Genomic DNA, 18,906 nt, shown 5'->3' on the forward strand with positions numbered 1-18,906 from the left:
ACGCCGTTCGCCCACCCCGCGGGTGGGCGAACGGGCACGCTGGAGGCATGCACATCGGCGTCATCGGGGCAGGACAGCTCGGCGCGACCCTGGCCGAGTGGTGTGTGGAGAGCGGGCACGACGTGGCGGTCACGTCACGGCACCCGGAGCGGCTCGGCGGCCTGGTCGGCCGGCTCGGCGAGCACGGCGCGGCGATGCCGGTGGCCGAGGCGGTGGCCTACGGGGACGCGGTGCTGTTCGCGCCCGACTGGCCGTCCGCGCGAGAGGTCATCGATCTCGCCGGCGACTCGCTCACCGGCAAGGTCGTCATCGACGCCACGAATCCGCCGGAGGCGACGCCGGACGGGATGAGCGGGCTCGAGACGCTGATGCGGTGGGCGCCCGAGGCGCACTGGGTGAAGGCGTTCAACACGCTGCCGGCCAGCGTGCTCACCCGGCGGCGCGGGCACGATCCGCTGCTGGCCGAGTTCGTCTGCACCGACCTGGTCGACGCCCGACTGACGGCGTCGAAGCTGATCCGGGAGCTCGGGTTCGCGCCGGTCTTCGCGGGGCGGGCGGACACGGCGAAGTACACCGAGACGGGCGGCCCGCTGCAGCTGACCGAGGTCGACGTCGCCGACGCGACCGAGGTGCTCGCGGGTGTGCTCGGGGACTACATCTGATCACACGTTGACGCTGACGAACTGCTTCCCGTCGGTGTTCACGACCCGGACCGCCGCCACCTGCGACGGCTCGATCAGGGCGCTCCCATTGAGCGTCGTCCCGTTGGCCTCACCCGCCGGCGACACCAGCCAGGACCCGGCCAGCACGGCCGACCCGTCCTTCCCGACGACCTCGAGACGGCATTTCTCCCCCGCCGGGATCCCGCCGACGGTCGCGCTCAGCCGCACCCATCCCATCGCGGGCGTGATGGTCGCGTTGATCCGCGCCCCGGTCGCGGGGTCCGCCGCCGCGACGAACTGCGTCCCGGCCGGCACCGACGCCGAGGGCGAGCCCTGCGCCTGCGGCGGGGTCTCGGGCGCCGTGCCCCGGCCGAGGATGACACCGCCGCCGACCGCGACCGCGATGATCGCCGCCGCGGCCGTGGTCAGCACGGTGAGGCGGCGCAACCGGCCACCGGACGACTCCTGCCGCACCTGTCGCAGCGTGCGCTGCAGCACCAGGTCGGCGTCCTCGGGCGGGCCGTCGAGCAGCATCTCCTCGGGGATGTCCCGCAGCGCCGAGGACCACTCCTGCAGCGACTCGATCTCCTCGCGGCAGGCAGCACACCCCGCGAGATGCGAGTCCGCCCGCTGCTTCTCGTCGGGCGTGAGCATCTCCATCAGGTAACCGGCCAGATCGACGTGATCGTTGGTCGGGTTCGTGCTCTCCGGCGTACTCATGATGCCAACCGTTCCGTGCCGGCCTCGCGTAGGGCCCGCAACGCATAGTAGGACCGGGACTTCACCGTTCCCGGCGGAATGCCGAGCGCCTCAGCCGCTTCGGTCACCGTGTTGCCCTTCAGATAGACCTGTTCGAGCACCGCCCGGTGCTCGGCGGAGAGCCGGCTGAGCGCGTCGACCACCACCATCGAGTTGACCACCCGGTCGGCGTGGTCGCCCTCGACCGCGGCGTCCGGCGGGCTCTCCCGCACCTCCGGAGGCCTCCGGTTCCGGGCACGTATCTGGTCGAGCACGATGTTGCGGACCACTGTCAAGAGCCAGCCGCGCACCGATCCCTTGCCGCTGTCCAGGCTGTCGGGGTGCCGCCAGGCGCGCAGCAGCGCCTCCTGGACCACGTCCTCGGCGGCGGCGCGGTCCCTGGTCAGCTGCGTGGCGTAGGCGAGCATGGCCCGGCCGTGTTCATTGAACAACGATCTGACCAGTGCTTCATCGGCCACCTCCCGGCGCGGTCTGGTCCTCGGTGACGGCATCGCGTCTCTTTCTCCCGCGGCACCAACGGTGCCGTTTCGTACGGGTCCGTCGTCCAGCATGGTGCGACGGACTCGCCGAAGGCGACATCGAAGAACGTACTGTGCCGCGGCTACCTGAGATACGACGAGGTAGCCCAACCGGATCAAAGATCTTGAGACATTGGCACGCCCGGGTGAACCGTCCCGGAAATCGCGTCGTGTGGATGGCAGGCCCGGATCCAGCCGGGCGGTGGCACAAGGAGAGAGCAGCCATGATGACGCGCAAACACACGACGATCATTGTGGTCACGCTGGCCGGGATCACGCTCACCGGTCTCGCGGGCTGCGGCAGCCGGCAGGCGCCGTCGACGGACAGGATCAGCCTGCCCATCGCGCTGACCCGATCGCCCGACGCTCCCCCGCCCACCGAGGGTCCCGGCGACCTGACCGGCGCGAACGCGCCCGAGGCGACAGCGCCCCCGTCCGCCTCGGGGTCCCCCAGCGCGAACGCGACCGGTCAGGGTTCCGGGGCGGGCGGGTCGGCACCCACGGTGAAGCCGACCGTCGCCAAGACCCAGAAATGGGTCAAAATCTTCAGCGGCCCGTCCGACAAAGACATCACGCCGAACGCCGACAAGACAAAGGGCAGCCACACCGTCGAGCTGAACGCCGTCGAGAACGACCAGATCGGCACCTATGTCACCGACGGCGCCGGCCGCACCCTCTACCGTTTCGACAACGACACCAACAAGCCGTCGAAGTCGAATTGCAACGGTTCCTGCGCCACCGCCTGGCCGCCGCTGCTCATCCATTCGCCCGGCAAGATCTTCCCCAAGGGCATCGACCCCCAGGAGATCGGCTACATCGAGCGCGCCGACCACACCTGCCAGGTGACCATCAACGGCTGGCCCGTCTACTACTTCATCGCCGACGCGAAGCCGGGCGACATCAACGGACAGGGCGTCAACGGCAAATGGTTCGCCATCAGCCCGGACGGCGCCAAGACCAAGGCGATTCCGGGATTCCCCCTCAAGACCAACTGAAGAAAACATCGGGGGTCCGCCGGCAGCGCATCAAGCTGCCGGCGGGTCATTTTCTTTGCCGTACGCGTGCGGAAAAGCATGTGGCGCCAGCCCGATCAGAACGTGGCCGCCTGAACCGCGTAGAGAGTGGCCAGTGCGGTGGCCAGGACACCGAGCAGCAGTCGAAGCACGCGTTCGGGCAGGTGAGGTTGCAGGCGGGCGCCGACGTATCCACCGATGAGGCCGCCGAGGCCGCTGAGCAGCCCGAGGGCCCAGTCGGGTGCGATGGTGCCGCTGGTCGTGGCGGCGAGGACGACGTAGGTGGCGGCGCCGGCGATGGAGGTCAGGAAGGTGGACGCCAGGACGGCCGGAGCGAGCTGGGTGATGGGGACGCCGCGGCCGGCGAGGATCGGGCCGAGCAGGGAGCCACCGCCGATGCCGTAGATCCCGCCGATGGTTCCGGCGGCGACGGCCAGAGCGATGATCGCCCGGCCGGGCAGGGGGCGGCCGGTCGTCGATGGCGGAGCAGGCCACAGGGCTCTGACGCAGAGCCAGAGCCCGAGCGGCAGCAGGACGATCGCCACGATCAGGCGGAACACCCGCGGGCCCGGGACGGCGAAGACGCGGATGACCGCGCCGAGGACGACCCCGGGCAGGGTGCCGATCAGCAGCATCCGGGTGAGCGGCCCGGCGAGACCGCCCTGGGCCCGGAAGCGCAGCAGCCCGCCCGGTCCGGCGACCACGTTGAACAGCAGGTTGGTCGGCGTCACCGCGGGGCTGGGAACGTGCAGCACGCTCAACTGCACGGGTAGCAGGAACACCGCGCCGGAGACACCGACCGGAGTCGTGACGGTCGCGATCATCAGCCCGGCGCCGAGCGCGAGCACGGCGGCTTCCCAGGTGATGATCATGCCGGGCAGCCTAAGTCATAGCAGCGCAGGGTTTCTCCCGGCGCACGTTCCTGGCGCTGGCCGCGACCACGGCCATCCGGTCCGGCTCATCGTGCCGCATTGGATCGGGATCTACTCGATCAAGTGGGTGGGCCGGATCGAGGTCTGCGACCAGCCACTGTTCTCGCCCTGGAACAGGGTCCATCACCCCGTCACCGCGGTCGCGGGCTGGGTCAACTCCCGGCGGACACGGGCGAGACAAGCAGGTCGGCCGCGGCGTTCCAGCCGCTCGAGAATCGCCGCGCTTGACACATCCACCCATATGGATTGGGCTTGTTTCGGATGTGTTACAGCGGCGTTCCTGATCGGGCGAGGAGGGACCATGCGGAACTGGCGGCTCAAGGCGATAGCGGGGGCGGTGCTGGGCGTGGTGCTCGCCCTCCCGGGGAGCACGGCCTGGGCAAACGGCGGGCACGGCGGGCTCGTGGTGCGGACCGACAAGGGGCTCGTCGAGGGGTTCCGGGATCACGGGGTCGACAGTTTCCTCGGGATTCGGTACGCGGCGGCGCCGGTCGGCAACCTGCGGTGGCGGGCCCCGCGGCCCGCGAAGCCGTGGAGCGGGGTCGCCGAGGCCACCGCGTTCGGCAACCGGTGCGCGGCCACGGCCAGCACCAACGGCCCACGCAGCGAGGCCGAGGACTGCCTGTTCGTGAACGTGCAGCGGCCCAGCGGAACGCGCTCGGGTGAGAAACGGCCGGTCTACGTGTTCATCCACGGCGGCGGCCTGGTCAACGGGAGCTCGAACCAGGCCGACATGGCGGCGATCGTGCGGCAGACCGGCGTGATCGGGGTTTCGTTCAACTACCGGCTCGGGGTGCTCGGGTTCCTCGGGCTGGCCGGGCTGACCGCCGAGGCCGGCGAGTCGGGGAACTACGGATTCCAGGATCAGCAGGCCGCGCTGCGGTGGATCCAGCGGAACGTGGCGGCCTTCGGCGGCGACCCGCGGCGCGTCACCGTGGGCGGGGAATCGGCCGGCGGCTGGTCGGTCTGCGGGCATCTCACGGCGCCGGGGTCGAACGGGCTCTTCGCTCAGGCGATGACCCAGAGCGGCTCGTGCTACTCCCGTACGGAGGAAAATGCGGAAACCGGCGGCAACCAGCTGGCCACCGCGGTGGGATGCGGCGCGGCCGCGACGATGGTCACCTGCCTGCGGAACACGCCGGTCGGCACCCTGATCGACGCGCCGCAGGGCGGATACGCGCTGGTCCGGGGAACGCCGACGCTGCCTCGCGACCCGGCCGAGGCCATTGCCGGCGGCCAATTCGCGCGAGTTCCGGTCGTGACCGGGGCCAACCGCGACGAGGGACGCACGTTCGCTCAGGGATTCATCGGGGCGACCGAGCAGAACTACATCGACTGGACGAATTCCACATTCGGCGACCGCGCGCCGGCGGTCCGGGCGGAATATCCGTGGCCGGCGAGCAGCGACCAGTTCACGGCCGCTTATCTGATCGGCGCCGTGATGACCGATTCCGGGGTGATCGCCGGGATCGGCGGCTGCACGCAGCGGCAGCTCACCCGCGACCTCGCGCGCTGGACAAAGACGTACGCCTATGAGTTCGGGCATCGCACCGGGCCGGGACTGACGCCGATTCCCGGATATGTCTGGGGCGCCGGGCACGCGGCCGAACTGGCCTATCTGTTCCCGAGCTTCGACAACGGCACGCCGATCGCGCCGACGTTCAACGCCGCCGAGCGGCGGTTGGCTCGCGACATGAAGGACTTCTGGGCTACGTTCGTGGCGCGCGGCGCGCCCGGCGGCGGCTGGCCCCGCTACGACGGCCGCGTGATGCAGTTGCGAGCCGGCGGCGCGAGCACTCCGATCACCGACAATAGGTACGTCGATGAGCATAAATGCGCATTCTGGGCGCCCGCCTGAGAAACGGTTATCGACACGCCGCCAACAAGAGGGCATGCCCATATCAACATCAGCTTATGATCCCGGCCGTGCGGTACTGATCTGCCTGATGTGACCTGAGAACGGCCTACAGGGTGGAGTGTCATGACCGAGTCGGCGGGAGCGCACGGCGGGGGCCGGATCGTTCCCCGCCCACGCCTGTTCGCGCTCCTCGACGACCCGCGGCGACGGGTGACGCTCGTGCGGGCCGGCCCCGGCTGGGGAAAGACGACCCTGGTCATGTCCTGGTCGGACACCCAGCCCGGGCCGGTCGCGTGGCTGACCGTGCGCCGCGAGCACCGCGGCCCCCGCGAACTGGCCGGCGCGGTCGCCGAGGTGCTCGAGTCGGTGGGCGTTCTGATCGTCGACGACTGCGCCGAGTACGAGGACAAGGCCGTCACCCTGGTGATCGACAATCTCCAGGAGCTGGACGGCGCGCCTTCGGCCGGCGACCTGGCCGCTTTCGTCGAGAAGCGGCGGGACTGGCTGCGGATAGTGCTGGCCGGCCGGGGCGAGGCCGGCCTTCCCCTGCACCGGCTGCGCGCGGCCGGCGAGCTCACCGAGATCGGCGCGGCCGAGCTGGCCTTCGACGCGGACGAGGCGTCCGGCGTGGAGGAAAGCGTCCTGGAACGGACCGAGGGCTGGCCGCTGGGACTGCGGCTGGCCGCGGAGGCCCGCGACCCGCGGGAGGCCACCCGCGACTACCTGCTGCACGAGGTGGTCGCCACCCAGCCGCCGACCGTGCGCCGGTTCCTGCTGCGTACCTGCTTCCCGGAGCTGATCTGCGCCGAGCTGGCCGCCGCGCTGACCGGTGAGACGCACGGGCAGCAGATCCTCGAGCACCTGCAGCGGGCCACCGGGTTCGTCACCCGGCAACCGGCCGGCTCGCGCTGGTTCCGGTATCACCACCAGCTACGCGACGCCCTGTGCGAGCAGGTCGAGCGGGAGGAGCCGGACGCCACCGCCGCCCTGCACGGGCTGATCTCCCGCTGGTACGCCCGGGAGCGGTTGATCTCCGAGGCGTTGCGGCACGCCCGCCTCGCCGGGGACTGGCCCTACATCGGCCGGCTCATCGCCGAGCAGGCGATCGTCATGATCATGTCGGAACGGCGGAACGAGCTGGTCGACACGATCCGGCGGATCCCGGAGGCGCTGCTGCCGACCACCGCCGAGCTCAGCCTCTGCGCGGGCGTGCTGATGTGGGCCAACGGCAACCAGCCGGCGCTGCGCGACCACATCGTCCGCTCCCGCCGCCAGCTGACCGGCCGCGGCCCCGAGCGGCGCGTCGCCATCGACGTGGCGCTCGATCTCTTCGAGGCGGGCGCGGTCGTCCGGAACGGCGGCGACATGCCCCGGCTGGTCGCCGTGACGACCCGCGCCCTCGAGCGGCTGCGCCCGGCACGCCTCGATCAGGTGCCCACGTTGCTGCAGTTCCGCGCGTTCGCGCTGAGCAACAAGGGAGTCGGCCTGCTGTGGACGGACACCCTCGACCACGCCGACCAGTACCTGTGGGCCGGGATGACGGCGGCCCGCTCGGCCGGCGTTCAGCTTGTCGAGATCAACGCGCAAGGCTACCTCGGCCTGCTCGCCTACCTGCAGGGCTCGCTGGGCGAGGCCGAGGAGCACGCGGCCGCCGGCGAGGTGCTGGCCCGAGACCTGCACATGGAGTCCACGCCGCAGGCCGCCATGTCCCATCTCGTGATCGCGCTGGTCGAGGTCGAACGCGGCCGCACCGCCGAGGCCCAGTCCGCGCTGCGCCGCGCCCTGCACACCGATATGAACCCGCCCGAGACGATCACCTCGATGCTCGCCGCGCTCGTGCGGATCCAGCTGCTGCTGTCGGCGGCCGACCCGGTCGCCGCCCGCGCGCTGCTGGAGACGACCCGCGAGCAGGCGCCGCCCGCGCTGGCCGCCCCGCGCCTCGACCGCTGGCTGCGGCTCACCGAGGGGGACGTGGCGCTCGCCCTGCACGAGCCCGACCGGGTGGTGGCGATGTACCGGCTTGGTGAGACGGCGCTGCGCCCGGCCGAGCAGGTCTGCCTCGGCCGTGCCTACCTCGCGCTCGGCGACCACGCCGCCGCCGAGGAGCTGCTCGTCCGGGCCGGGAACAGCCCCGACATGGTGGCCGCGGTGACCGCCTGGATCGCCCTGGCGCTGCTCGCCGAGGCGCAGGGGCACGTGGGCCGCTCGGTCGACGCGATGTCCCGGGCCAGGGCGCTGGCCCGCCGCAACGGGATCCGCGGGCCGTTCCGCCGCTTCGACCCGGCACGGGTCGCCGCGCTCGCGGGGCGGCAGCGCTGGCTCGAGGAGGAGGACGGCCGCGGCCCGGACCTGTTCGAGGCGTCGGCCGCGACCGAGGCGGTGGCGCTGACCGAGGCACTGAGCGAACGGGAACGCGACATCCTGCGCTTCCTGCCCACGGTGCTGACCGCCAACGAGATCGCCGACAACCTCGGCATCTCGGTGAACACGGTGAAGGCGCACATGCGGTCCATCTATCGCAAGCTGGGGGCGGCCCGGCGGCGCGAGGCCGTGGTGCGGGCCCGGCGGCAGGGGCTGTTGTAGCGGGCCCTTTGCAAGTGGCGGTCAAGTCGGCTGAGCCAGAATCCCGGCGTCCCTCCTGTCGCCGACGCCTGAGGAGTTTCCGCCGTGCCCCTCACGACCACGCCCCACACCCGGATGGAGGAGCAGCACCAGCGGCTCGACAAGTCGCTCATCGCGGTCGACGAGGCGCTGACGGCCGGGGAGCCCGGCGCGGCCGCCGAGGAGGAGGCGCAGGTGCTGTGGCGCCTGGCCGGCCGCCGGCAGGACCGCCGGCACGTGACCGAGCTGCGCGGCGCGTGAGCGGCCCGGCGTTCTCGCTGCTCGGCCCGGTCCGTGCCTGGCGGGACGGGGTGGAGCTGCCGTTGGGCAGCCCGCAGCAGCGCACCACGCTCGCGGTCCTGCTGCTGCGCTCCGGCCGGGTCACGACGACGGAGGACCTGGTGGACGCGCTCTGGCCGGACGATCCGCCGGTCACGGCGGTCGGCACGGTCCGCACGTACCTCTCCCGCCTGCGCCGCGCCCTGCCCGGCGCCGAGATCGAGTGGGTGTCCGGCTGTTACCAGCTGGAGGTCCCGCCGGACGCGGTCGACGTCTTCGTCTTCCGCCGCCGGACGCGGGCGGCGGCCGAGGCGATGCACCGCGGCGACCACGCGACGGCGGCGGCGCTGCTGCGGAAGGCGCTCGACCTGCACCGCGGCACCCCACTGGCCGGCACCACCGGGTACTTCCTGGCCGGTCAGCGGGCCCGGCTCGCCGAGCAGTGCCGCGCGGCGGTGGCCGATCTCGCCGCCACCACGATCGAGCTGGGCCGGCCGGCCGACGCCGTGGCCCGGCTGCGGGGCCTGGTCGCCGAGCAGCCGCTGGCCGAGTCGTACCACGGGCTGTTGATGACGGCGCTGTGCCGGGCCGGGCGCCCGGCCGATGCCCTGGCCCACTACGAGAAGGTCCGGCGCCTGCTGGCCGACCAGCTGGGTGTGCGCCCGTCGGCCGAGCTGCGCGAGCTGCACCGCCGGATCCTCGTCGGCGACGGCCGAGTCCTGCAGCTCGCCGTCCCCTGAGTCCCCGGCGTCGTCACGTGCCCCCGTGCGCGACGGCGCCGGGCCGCCCGCGCGCATCGCGTGATCAGGCCCGCGTCGCCGGGTCAGGCCACGCCCCGGATGCGGGTGACCAGGACCGAGCCGAGGATCGTCACGGCGGCCGCCGCCAGATACAGCACGGGATAGCCGCCCAGATAGGAGACCAGCGGAAACGCGATGGCGGGGCCGAGCACCTGGGGCGCCGAGTTGGCGATGTTGATGACGCCCAGGTCGCGGGCGCGGTCGTCGGCCGCCGGCAGGACCTGGGTGATCAGGGCCTGGTCGACCGAGAGGTAGACGCCGAAGCCCAGGCCGAGGATCACGGCGGCGACGATCGCGCCGGTCCAGGTGGGCCAGAAGGCGAGCAGGGCGGCGGCCACGGCCATCACGTAGCCGGAGACGATCACCGAGGGCTTGCGGCGGCCGGTGCGGTCGGAGATCACGCCGCCGACCACGACGGTCAGGACCGTGGCGACCGTGTAGATGACGATGAGCACGGCCAGGTCGTCGTCGGCGTTCGGGCGATGGACCCGGTCGCGCAGGAAGTAGAGCAGGTAGAGGGTGGCCATGGCGTTGCCCAGCTGCACCAGGAAGCGGGTGCCGAACGCCCAGGCGAAGTCGCGGTCGCGGAAGGCGTCGAACCGGAACGCGGCGAAGCGCGGCGGGTGGGAGATGGCCGGGTCGCGGGTGGCCAGCACGAACGGGAGCGCGGTCAGCACGACCACGAGGGCGATCGCGGCGTAACCGCCACCGACCGCGGTCACCAGCAGCACGCCGGCCACGACGCCGACGGACTGGGTGAGGCCGACCCAGCCGGAGACGAGACCGCGCTGCCCGACCGGGGTCTGGTCGGGGATGACGGCGGTGAGCCCGGCCTGCAGCGTGTTGAGACCGGCCTGGGCCAGGCACCAGCCGATGCCGACCCAGAGCAGGGTGTGCCGCCCGTCCAGGAAGACCAGGGCGGCGCCGCCGAAGAGCGCGCCCGCGACGATCCAGGTGTGCCGGCGGCCGGTGCGGGCCGTGGTCACGTCGGAGAGGGCGCCGGCGAGCGGGCCGGCGACGACCGCGACCAGAGCGCCGATGGCCGTGATGACGCCGAGCGCGGTCTCCTTGTCCTTGCCGGCGATGTCCTCGATCTGGTTGGGCAGCAGCACCTGCAGCGGGCCGAAGTAACCCATCCACAGGCCGAGGTTGGCCAGGCTCAGCAGGGCGATCCAGCGGGCGCCGACGCGCTGGGTGACGGCCGCGGTCATCCCCGCTCCTTCAGCGCCGCCTGCAGCCAGCGGTACGACGCCCGGGGCGTACGGGCAAGGGAATTGAAGTTGATGTGGACCAGGCCGAACCGCTGGCTGTAGCCCTCGGCCCACTCGAAGTTGTCCATCAGGGACCAGACGAAGTAGCCGCGGACGTCGGTGCCGTCGACGATGGCGCGGCGGACGGCGGCGAGGTGGCGGTCGAGGTAGTCGATGCGGAACCGGTCGTCGAGGTCTTCGGCGGTGGAGCAGCCGTTCTCGGTGATGTAGATCGGCGGGAGATCGTCGCCGTAGGTCGTCTTCAGGCCGGTGAGCAGGTCGTGGAGGCCCTCGGGGACCACCGGCCAGCCGAAGGCGGTGGTCGGCACGCCCTCGATCGGGACCATCTCGAACGGCAGGTCCCCCTCGGCGGCCGCGACCCTCGTCGGGTTGTAGTAGTTGATGCCCAGCGCGTCGAGGCTGGTCCGGATTATCGCCATGTCGTCGGGCTGGATGACCGGCTCGAGGCCCGCCGCGAGAAATTCCGGATAAGTGCCTTTCAGTACGGGATCGTTGAACAGCCGGTTGTGGAAGCCGTCGTAGATCATGGCGGCGACCTGGTCCTCGTCCTTCTCCGAAGCGGGAACGACCGGCGTGCAGTTGTTGGTGATCATCACCTCGGCGGCACCTCGTGACCGCAGTTCCCGCACCGCGAGGCCGTGGCCGAGCAGCTGGTGGTGGGCGACGGGCAGCGCATCGAGGAGCAGTTCACGGCCGGGCGCGTGCGTCCCGAAGGCGTAGCCCTGGGCCATGTGCACGATCGGCTCGTTCAGCGTGATCCAGCGCTGGACGCGGTCGCCGAGCCGGTCGGCGACGTGCCCCGCGTAGGTGCCGAAGCGCAGCGCGGTCTCCCGGCTCAGCCATCCGCCCTGGTCCTCAAGGGCCTGCGGCAGATCCCAGTGGAAGAGCGTCGGCACCGCGGCGATGCCGCGCGCCACCAGGCCGTCGACCAGCCGGTCGTAGAAATCGAGGCCGTCGGGGTTGGGCCGGCCGGTGCCGTCCGGCTGGACGCGGGGCCACGCCACCGAGAAGCGGTAGGCGTCGACGCCGAGCCCGGCCAGGAGATCGAGGTCCTCCTCCCAGCGGTGGTAGTGGTCGCACGCGACGTCGCCGGTGTCGCCGTTGAGGATCCGGCCGGGCGTGTGCGCGAACGTGTCCCAGATGGACGGCCCGCGGCCACCCTCGTGCACCGCCCCCTCGATCTGGTAGGAAGCGGTGGAAACCCCCACCTGGAACCCCTCGGGAAAACCTGAAAGCGCGCCCACCTCAACCCTCCCGCCAAAGGTGAATGCAGCTCAGGTTAGTGACTGAGCCCACACCACGGAAGAGCGCAGGCGGCGCAGGGCCTCGGCTTTCACTCCGGCGAGGACGGGCTCGGTGGTGCCGGTGTGCGCGGCGGCCCGGATGGGGACGTTTCGCGGCAGCTCCTTGGCCGCGGCCTCGATGACGTCGATCAGGGCCGGACCCCACTCACCGCCGATCACCATGTGCTGCGGATCGGCGAGGGCGACGACGGCGGCGATCGCTCCGGCCACGGCGGCGGCGATCGTCTTGCGGGCGCCGGATTTGCTGGTCAGAACCCGGTCGACGTCGATCGCCGTGGTGCCGGGGCGGCGCAGGCCGAGCTCATTGAAGACTTCGATGAACGGGATCGCGCGGCCCTTGGGACCCACGGTCAGCAGGTGGGCGATCTCGCCGGCCAGGCCGGAGTGGCCGCGGCGGACCTCACCGTCACTGACGATCGCGCAGCCGAGGCCCTCGCCCAGATAGAGGTAGGCGAAGTCGCCCGGACGGCCGGGCTCGGCGAGTGCCGCCCAGTTCACGTCGTTGTCGACGATGACCTCGAGTGCCTCGCCGTCCTCGGCCGTGATCGGTCGCGGGTGCACCAGCGGGGCGAGGATGGCGGCCGGGTCCAGCTCGCCGACCAGGAACGGGGCGTCGGGGAGGTGGACCAGGCGGCCGGTGGCGCGATCGACCGGGTCGGCGGCGCCGACGACGGCCAGCCTCGCCGGGCGGCCGGAGGTCTCGACGGCCCACGCGGCGGCGTCGCGCAGCGCGCCGGCGACCTGGGCCGGGCGGGCGGGGCGGTCGATCGGGCGCACCGCGCGGGTGACCGTGTCGCCGTAGACGTCGAGGCACTCGGCCACCACGCCGGCCGGAGCGATCGTCACGGCCAGCGCCACGCCGATCTCGGGGGCGAGCGCGTAGTACGACCCGACCCGGCCCCGGCCGCGGCCGCCTGGGGTGCGCTCGCCGGTGTCGGCCACCAGGCCGCGCTCGGTGAGGCGGCGGACGCTCTCCCCCGCGGTCGGCCGGGAGATGCCGATCTCGGTGGCCAGCTCGGCCCGGGTCAGGCGCCGGTGCTGCATGAGGGCGCGCAGCACGTGCTCGTCGGTGCGCGCCCGGACGAGGTCCTGCGACGGCTTGGCGTCGGTCATGTGCCGATTCTAGTCAGGGCCCTTGCCTAGAAAGCGCGCGCCACCTACAGTCGGTTCTAGTTAAGCCACTTGACTAGAATGGATCACGATGACACTGCTGCCGCACTGGGAGGAGACACCGGCCGACCTCGGCGCCGCCACGCGCGAGATCAAGGCGGCGCTTCGCGATCGGATCGCCGCGTCGGGGCGTACGGTCGAGGAGGTTTTTGCCGTTGTCGAGAAGCGTGTCCAGGCCGCCGTCGACGACATCTCGTCCGCCCGCCGGGACGGCCGACCGGTCTGGCCGGAGATCGAGTATTCGGACATCGCCGCCGGCACCGTCCCCGCCGCGCAGCTCGACCTGCTGCGCCGTCGTGGGTGTCTCGTGGTGCGCGGCCATTTCGAGCGGTCGCAGGCGCTGGAATGGGAGCGCGGCATCGTCGACTACGTGGAGAGCAACCACTTCTTCGAGAACTACCGCGGGCCCGGCGACGACTTCTTCGGCAGCGTCGGGTCGCGGCCCGAGATCTACCCGATCTACTGGTCGCCGGCGCAGATGCAGGCCCGGCAGAGCTCGCGGATGGCTTCCGTGCAGGCCTTTCTGAACGGGCAGTGGAAGCACACCTCCGACGACGGCGAGCAGTGGTTCGATCCCGGCCGCGACTCGCTCTATCCCGACCGCATCCGCCGTCGTCCCGAGGGAGCCGACTCGGCCGGGCTCGGTACCCACCTCGACCCCGGCACGCTCGACCTGTGGATGACGAGCGCCTTCCAGCAGGCGTTCCGGCACCTCTTCGACGGCACCGTCGAGCAGTACGACCCGTGGGACGCCGCCCACCGCACGGCCGGCCCCCAGTACCCGGGCTCGACGATGTGCTCGGTCTTCCGCACCTTCCAGGGCTGGACGGCGCTGTCCGACATGGACCACGACCAGGGCGTCCTGCACACGGTGCCGATCCCCGAGGCCATGGCGTACCTGATGCTGCGCCCGCTGCTGCCCGACGTGCCCGACGACGACATGTGCGGCGTGACGGTCAACCAGGTCTTCCCGGCCGGCCACAAGTGGCACGCCCCGCTCATGGAGGCCCTCTCCGGCATCCCCGACGTCCGCGCCGGCGACTCCGTCTGGTGGCACTGCGACATGATCCATTCCGTGGCCCCGGTCGAGGCCCAGAAGGGCTGGGGCAACGTCATGTACATCCCGGCCGCGCCCTGGTGCCCCCGCAACGAGGCGTACGCCGCCTCCGTCCGCGAGGCGTTCCTGAGTGGCGAGAGCCCCAGCGACTTCCCGGCCGAGCACTACGAGCGCGACTGGCCCAACCGCTTCCGGCCCGGCGGCCTCAACGAGATCGGCCGCCGAGGCCTGGGCCTGGCGAACTGAGGCGAACTCAGCCGACCGCGGTGCCGGTCACCGGGCCGCCGGCGTCGAGGTCGGCGACCTTGACCAGGCCCGCCCAGCCGTCGTCGTAGCCGAGCAGCACGCGGGTGGCCGGCTCGGGAGTGTCGCCGTCCGCGCGCCGGACGAGGTCGCGCACCTTGGCCGCCTCCGCCGCGGTGAGCGCGACGCCGTCGCGGGTGCCGGTCGCCTGCACCGTGCCGAGCGAGCCGTTCAGGACCACGCACTGCCCGCCGCCGTCGACCTCGATGTAGTAGCTGTCGGCGTCGCACATGCCGATGAACCGGCCGACGGTGCCGGGACGGTCGGCCGCCGGGACGACCGTGCTGATCGCGTCGTCGACGGTGTAGACCTCCACCGTGTGGAGGCCGGGCGGGAGTGCCTTGTTCCCGGCATGGGTAACGACGTAGGCGCATCCGGTCGCGGCGGCGATCCCGATGACCCCCGCGACGACGGCCAGGCCGATGAGCCAAGGGCGGCGACGGTCGCGTTCGTTCCTGATCGGACGGTCGAGGTCGATGGTCGAAGTCATGGACCTCAACCTAGGGAAGGCCGGCCCCGCGCCACGTGAGTCGCCGTACTCAACCGGCCTGGGGCCGGGCCGTCAGCCGGGCCGTCAGCCGAGGATGGCCCGCAGGCGGTCGATGTCCGGGTAGCGGGCCGTGTCGAGCAGGCTCAACGCCTCCGCGCGGGCCCGGGCCGCCGCCTTCTCGTCCCCGGCCGCCAGGTGGGTGGTGTAGAGCCCGATCAGCGGCTCGATCCGCAGGTCCTGCATGTCGCCGTACAGCTCCAGCGCCTGCTCGAACGCCGATACCGCGCCCGCGGGATCGCCCGTCTCCGACCGGAAGCGGGCCATGTGCATCCAGCTGCCGGCCGCGCCGTGCAGGTTGCCGCTGCGCCGGTTGATGTCGATGCTCTCCTGCAGGAGCGCCTGGGCCTTCTCCCGGCCGCCGGGGCGGTAGAAGTGGTACCAGGCGATCGGGTGCAGCGCGTTCGCCTCCTCGACCCGGCCGGTCTCGTCGCCGAGCCGCCGGTACTCGGCGAGCGCCTCGATCGCGTACGGATAGGCCGTCATGGTCTGCTCGCGGGTCGGCACCCGGTGCACGCCGACGATGCCGGTCGCCACGCTCAGCAGGCCGTGCGCGAGCCGGGTCGGATCGTTCGTGGCGCGCCCGACGGCGATCGCGGCCTCGAGCGGCGCACGGGACGACTCGACCTCGTTGAGTCGCAGGTGGCCACGGCCGATCACGTACTGCAGGAACCCGACCCACCACTGCTCCCGCGACCGTTCGGCGACCGTGAGCGCGCGCCGCGCCAAGGCGATCGAGTCGCGCACGTGGAAGCGTATGTCCTGCTGATGGGGGCAGAGAACCCAGACAAACGCTCCGAGGTACGCGTCATCGCAGGCCTCCGTGAGCGCCATGACGTTCTCGTATTCAGCGTCCTGCCAGGCGTACGCGTCCCTGGGATTGTCGAAGGTCTCCGGCTCGATGTCGGGCGGGCAGGGCGGCCGCCGGGACGTCCGGAACGGGAAGCACAGCTCGACGGCGTTCCCGGCCGAGTGCAGGTAGTGGTCGACCAGCCGGCCGAGCACGTCGAGGTGCCGCGCGGGGTCGTCGTAGCGGTGCGCCAGCTCGACCGCGTAGCTGCGGACGAGGTCGTGGTAGACGTACCGGCCGGGGCGGTGCTCGTCGAGAAGGTGGGCGTTACAGAGCTGGCGAAGCAGGGCGCGGGCGTCGGGGCCGGCGACGCTGATCGCGGCGGCGCGCGTGACATCGGGACCGGGGTGCAGCGCGAGGTGGCGGAAGAGCGCGGCCGCCGTCGACGGCAGGTGACGGTACGACCACGAGAAGACCGACCGCGGATCGTGCTGGAACCCCTCCACGGTGAACGCGTCGAGCCCGGTGTCGCGCAGCTCGGCGGCGATCACGTCGAGCGAGAAGGCGTCCCGAGTGATCGCTCGCGCGCACACCACGGCCAGCGCGAGCGGCAGCCCACCGCAGCGCGCCACGATCTCGTCGCGGGCGGCCGCGTCCTGGTCGGTGCGCTCGGCGCCGAGCCGTTGGCGCAGGTAGCCGCGCGCCTCCTCGTCGTCGAACGCGTCCAGCCGCAGCGTGTGCGCGCCCTCCGCGACGACCAGCCCGCCGAGCTGGTTGCGGCTGGTCACCACGACCGTGCAGCCGTGCGTTCCGGGCAGAAGCGATCGCACCTGATCGGCATCGGCCGCGTTGTCGAGCAGAACGAGCATCCTGCGCCCGGCGAGCACGCTGCGGAACAGCGCGACCCGCTCGCCGAGGCTGGGCGGCACCCGATGGTCGGGCACGCCGAGCGCGGTGAGGAAGCCGAACAGCACGTCGGCCGGGTCGGCGGGCGCCTCCTCGGGTCCGAAGCCGCGAAGGTCGGCGTAGAGCTGCCCGTCCGAATAGCGATCGGCGACCGCGTGCGCCCAGCGCACGGCGAGCGTCGTCTTGCCCACCCCGCCGGCTCCGCTGATCACCGCGAGGGTCCCGGCGAACCGGGTGAGCTCGTCGAGCTCCGCCTCCCGCGCCGCGAAACCGGCCAGGCTCCGCGGCAGTTGCGCCGGCCGTACCTGCGCACCTCCGACCGCCTGGTCGAGCACCTCGGTCCGCTGGCCGAGGATGGCCCGCTCCAACGTGGACAGCGCCGGCTCGGGATCGAGTCCGACCTCGTCCGCGAGGTGCTGCCGGTGCTCGCGCAGGGCGTCGAGCGCCTCCGCCGATCGATGCGCGGCCCACAGCCCGAGCGCCAGCAGCCGCCACGCCTCGCCCCGCAGCGGCTCCGCGTCGGCCAGGGCCCGGGCGGCCGGCACCGCGTCGCCGATCCGGCCGATCCGCAGCATGGCGGCGATGCCCCGCTCCTGGGCGGCTCGGCGCAGCTCGCTGAGGCGGGCGACCTCGGCCCGCGCCCACTCCTCGTCCGCGAACTGCTCGTAGGGCACGCCGCGCCACCGGCCGAGCGCCTCGCGCAGCACGCCGAGCGCCTGCTGCGGCGGCAGATCGCCACTGAGCGTGACGTCGCGCTCGAACCGCCAGGCGTCGACCGCCGCGGTGGGCAGGCGCAGCGCGTAGCCGGCCGCCTCGGAGATCAGGATGCTGGGCGCGGCCCGCGGTGGGCGGTCCGGTTCCAGCAGTCGTCGCAGCCTCGAGACGTACGCCTGGAGCGTGGCCGTCGCGCTCGCCGGTGGCTCGCCGCCCCACACCTGGTCGACAATGCGGTCGGCCGGCACCACCCGCCCACGGGCCGCCACCAGCATGGCCAGCACGGCCTGCTGCTGGTGGCCGCCGAGCGGCACGGGCTCGCCGGCCCGCAGCTCCAGGGGCCCGAGAACGCACACTTCGATCATCGAAGACACCGAAGCTGATCTTAAGCGCTTCAGTCACGCCCTTTGGCCAGGCCAGGAGCCGGATAGCCGACAGTCGGGACGGCGTCCTCCCCTGTGCCCGGCGCCCGGACCGCGCGAGACTGTCCTCATGGTCACGTTGAGTGATCAACTTGCTCCTGGGGATGATGGCGATGACGGATCCGGCCGCCGACCGCGCCGATCGGCTTCGTGAGGCCGCCGAGCTGATCGACGCGCTCGGCAGCACGCTGGGATCGCATGCGGCGGCCTCCGCGGACGGCGACCTTCTGCGGGACCTGGCCGCCGACCAGGTGGGGCTGGCGCGTGACGCGCTCGTGTTCCGCATCGAGGACGCGGCGCTCGCGGCGCCCGGCGTGCCCGTCCCGGTGGGCGCCGGCGAGCTGCTCCGGCAGTTCCGGCTGTACTGGCTGTGCGCCCCGGTCTCGCTGTTTCCGGCGCGCAACTGGGGCTTCGACAAGCTAGACCTGCATGTGGAGTTCAACCGGGACGCCGAGGCCGGTCAGCGCCGGCCCGTCGCTCTCGACGTCCTGCCGGGGCCGGAGATCGACGAGGTCGTGGACGTCGGCGGCCAGGTCGACGTGAGCGTCGATCCGTCCGCGCGGTTCCGGGTCGCCACACCGGACATCGATCTCACCCCGCTCGGCGTCCCGGTCGAGGCGGCCGCGAGCCTCGAGGCGTCCGCGTCGGCCGGCGTGCACGCTGCGCTCGGCCCGTTCCGCTACCGCGTGACGCGCGCGCGGATCTCGCACACGCCGGTCGGGATGGAGTACGTGCACTGGCGCATCGACGACGCGGCACATCTCGAGAAGGCCGGTCCGTCGCTGGTTGTCCTGCTCGCGGTGCCCCGGCCGGTTCGCGCGGTGGTGGTACACGCCCAGATGGAGGCCTCGCGGTACTTCAAGTTCGCCAGTGCCCCGCTGCAGGACAAGATCCGCCAGCTGCCGTCCCGGCTGCGGGACTACTTCATGCGGGACGGCGCCCCCGCCGTGGGTGCGGCGGTCTGGGACATCACCGCGATGCTCTGAACGGATGGTGAAGC

The 18,906-nt window shown here is 72.1% G+C and carries 16 protein-coding genes and 1 pseudogene; 9 read left to right on the top strand and 8 right to left on the bottom strand.

Going from position 1 to position 18,906, the window contains the following annotated elements; genetic code table 11:
* The first annotated feature begins 47 nt into the window (after positions 1-47).
* Complete coding sequence (locus tag A3CQ_RS0149885; protein ID WP_020518505.1) at positions 48-662, top strand: NADPH-dependent F420 reductase; 615 nt, start codon at positions 48-50, stop codon at positions 660-662.
* Here the strand turns inward: A3CQ_RS0149885 and A3CQ_RS0149890 are convergent, their stop codons facing one another.
* The gene (locus A3CQ_RS0149890) at positions 663-1,382 is read right to left on the bottom strand and encodes an anti-sigma factor family protein (protein ID WP_020518506.1); all 720 of its coding nucleotides are present in this window, start codon (positions 1,380-1,382) and stop codon (positions 663-665) included. It lies immediately after the preceding gene.
* Entirely contained in the window at positions 1,379-1,912 is a 534-nt protein-coding gene (locus A3CQ_RS0149895) for a sigma-70 family RNA polymerase sigma factor (RefSeq protein WP_026207095.1), read from the bottom strand. Before A3CQ_RS0149895 ends, A3CQ_RS0149890 begins: the two co-directional genes overlap by 4 nt.
* Positions 1,913-2,163: 251 nt before the next feature.
* Here A3CQ_RS0149895 and A3CQ_RS56815 point away from each other — a divergent pair, with 251 nt between their 5' ends.
* A complete protein-coding gene (locus A3CQ_RS56815; protein WP_020518508.1) occupies positions 2,164-2,934 on the top strand; it encodes a COG4315 family predicted lipoprotein in 771 nt (256 codons plus the stop codon).
* Positions 2,935-3,029: 95 nt separating this feature from the next.
* On the opposite strand, the gene A3CQ_RS0149905 is transcribed toward A3CQ_RS56815, so the two are convergent.
* Positions 3,030-3,824, bottom strand: a complete 795-nt coding sequence (locus tag A3CQ_RS0149905; protein WP_020518509.1) for a sulfite exporter TauE/SafE family protein — start codon at positions 3,822-3,824, stop codon at positions 3,030-3,032.
* Here A3CQ_RS0149905 and A3CQ_RS63495 point away from each other — a divergent pair.
* The 5 genes and pseudogenes from A3CQ_RS63495 to A3CQ_RS56825 all read left to right on the top strand — a co-directional run.
* Positions 3,823-3,984: pseudogene (locus tag A3CQ_RS63495) on the top strand (molybdopterin-dependent oxidoreductase); the annotation flags it as partial. The gene A3CQ_RS0149905 and the pseudogene A3CQ_RS63495 overlap by 2 nt on opposite strands.
* Positions 3,985-4,185: 201 nt before the next feature.
* Positions 4,186-5,742 carry a carboxylesterase/lipase family protein gene (locus A3CQ_RS0149910; RefSeq protein WP_020518510.1) on the top strand — a complete coding sequence of 519 codons (1,557 nt, stop codon included), beginning with the start codon at positions 4,186-4,188 and terminating at the stop codon, positions 5,740-5,742.
* A 123-nt stretch (positions 5,743-5,865) separates the two neighbouring features.
* A complete protein-coding gene (locus tag A3CQ_RS0149915) occupies positions 5,866-8,325 on the top strand; it encodes a winged helix-turn-helix domain-containing protein (RefSeq protein WP_020518511.1) in 2,460 nt (819 codons plus the stop codon).
* 84 nt (positions 8,326-8,409) lie between these two features.
* Complete coding sequence (locus A3CQ_RS61935; protein WP_040434336.1) at positions 8,410-8,604, top strand: hypothetical protein; 195 nt, start codon at positions 8,410-8,412, stop codon at positions 8,602-8,604.
* Positions 8,601-9,362 carry an AfsR/SARP family transcriptional regulator gene (locus A3CQ_RS56825; protein WP_020518513.1) on the top strand — a complete coding sequence of 254 codons (762 nt, stop codon included), beginning with the start codon at positions 8,601-8,603 and terminating at the stop codon, positions 9,360-9,362. The genes A3CQ_RS61935 and A3CQ_RS56825 overlap by 4 nt, the downstream gene beginning before the upstream one ends.
* Positions 9,363-9,445: 83 nt before the next feature.
* On the opposite strand, the gene A3CQ_RS0149930 is transcribed toward A3CQ_RS56825, so the two are convergent.
* The 3 genes from A3CQ_RS0149930 to A3CQ_RS0149940 are packed head-to-tail and all read right to left on the bottom strand — an operon-like array spanning position 9,446 to position 13,110.
* Positions 9,446-10,633 carry an MFS transporter gene (locus tag A3CQ_RS0149930; protein ID WP_020518514.1) on the bottom strand — a complete coding sequence of 396 codons (1,188 nt, stop codon included), beginning with the start codon at positions 10,631-10,633 and terminating at the stop codon, positions 9,446-9,448.
* Entirely contained in the window at positions 10,630-11,937 is a 1,308-nt protein-coding gene (locus tag A3CQ_RS0149935) for a GH1 family beta-glucosidase (protein WP_084699573.1), read from the bottom strand. The genes A3CQ_RS0149930 and A3CQ_RS0149935 overlap by 4 nt, the downstream gene beginning before the upstream one ends.
* A gap of 30 nt (positions 11,938-11,967) precedes the next feature.
* Entirely contained in the window at positions 11,968-13,110 is a 1,143-nt protein-coding gene (locus A3CQ_RS0149940; protein WP_020518516.1) for an ROK family transcriptional regulator, read from the bottom strand.
* Positions 13,111-13,198: 88 nt separating this feature from the next.
* Here A3CQ_RS0149940 and A3CQ_RS0149945 point away from each other — a divergent pair, with 88 nt between their 5' ends.
* Complete coding sequence (locus tag A3CQ_RS0149945; protein ID WP_020518517.1) at positions 13,199-14,470, top strand: YbiU family protein; 1,272 nt, start codon at positions 13,199-13,201, stop codon at positions 14,468-14,470.
* A 7-nt stretch (positions 14,471-14,477) separates the two neighbouring features.
* On the opposite strand, the gene A3CQ_RS0149950 is transcribed toward A3CQ_RS0149945, so the two are convergent.
* Complete coding sequence (locus tag A3CQ_RS0149950) at positions 14,478-15,017, bottom strand: hypothetical protein (RefSeq protein WP_020518518.1); 540 nt, start codon at positions 15,015-15,017, stop codon at positions 14,478-14,480.
* Between the two features lie 84 nt (positions 15,018-15,101).
* Entirely contained in the window at positions 15,102-17,849 is a 2,748-nt protein-coding gene (locus A3CQ_RS0149955) for an AfsR/SARP family transcriptional regulator (protein WP_020518519.1), read from the bottom strand.
* 140 nt (positions 17,850-17,989) lie between these two features.
* Here A3CQ_RS0149955 and A3CQ_RS0149960 point away from each other — a divergent pair, with 140 nt between their 5' ends.
* Positions 17,990-18,892, top strand: a complete 903-nt coding sequence (locus A3CQ_RS0149960) for a hypothetical protein (protein ID WP_026207098.1) — start codon at positions 17,990-17,992, stop codon at positions 18,890-18,892.
* The last annotated feature ends 14 nt before the right edge of the window (positions 18,893-18,906 follow it).

This window comes from Paractinoplanes globisporus DSM 43857, from assembly GCF_000379645.1.
GTDB classification, from domain to species: Bacteria; Actinomycetota; Actinomycetes; order Mycobacteriales; family Micromonosporaceae; genus Actinoplanes; species Actinoplanes globisporus.

Bases quoted from the DNA above. Each gene is read 5' to 3' on its own strand.
- A3CQ_RS0149885 (WP_020518505.1), top strand. From the start codon at position 48: ATGCACATCGGCGTCATCGGGGCAGGACAGCTCGGCGCGACCCTGGCC.
- A3CQ_RS0149890 (WP_020518506.1), bottom strand. From the start codon at position 1,382: ATGAGTACGCCGGAGAGCACGAACCCGACCAACGATCACGTCGATCTG.
- A3CQ_RS0149895 (WP_026207095.1), bottom strand. From the start codon at position 1,912: ATGCCGTCACCGAGGACCAGACCGCGCCGGGAGGTGGCCGATGAAGCA.
- A3CQ_RS56815 (WP_020518508.1), top strand. From the start codon at position 2,164: ATGATGACGCGCAAACACACGACGATCATTGTGGTCACGCTGGCCGGG.
- A3CQ_RS0149905 (WP_020518509.1), bottom strand. From the start codon at position 3,824: ATGATCATCACCTGGGAAGCCGCCGTGCTCGCGCTCGGCGCCGGGCTG.
- A3CQ_RS0149910 (WP_020518510.1), top strand. From the start codon at position 4,186: ATGCGGAACTGGCGGCTCAAGGCGATAGCGGGGGCGGTGCTGGGCGTG.
- A3CQ_RS0149915 (WP_020518511.1), top strand. From the start codon at position 5,866: ATGACCGAGTCGGCGGGAGCGCACGGCGGGGGCCGGATCGTTCCCCGC.
- A3CQ_RS0149930 (WP_020518514.1), bottom strand. From the start codon at position 10,633: ATGACCGCGGCCGTCACCCAGCGCGTCGGCGCCCGCTGGATCGCCCTG.
- A3CQ_RS0149940 (WP_020518516.1), bottom strand. From the start codon at position 13,110: ATGACCGACGCCAAGCCGTCGCAGGACCTCGTCCGGGCGCGCACCGAC.
- A3CQ_RS0149945 (WP_020518517.1), top strand. From the start codon at position 13,199: ATGACACTGCTGCCGCACTGGGAGGAGACACCGGCCGACCTCGGCGCC.
- A3CQ_RS0149950 (WP_020518518.1), bottom strand. From the start codon at position 15,017: ATGACTTCGACCATCGACCTCGACCGTCCGATCAGGAACGAACGCGAC.
- A3CQ_RS0149955 (WP_020518519.1), bottom strand. From the start codon at position 17,849: ATGATCGAAGTGTGCGTTCTCGGGCCCCTGGAGCTGCGGGCCGGCGAG.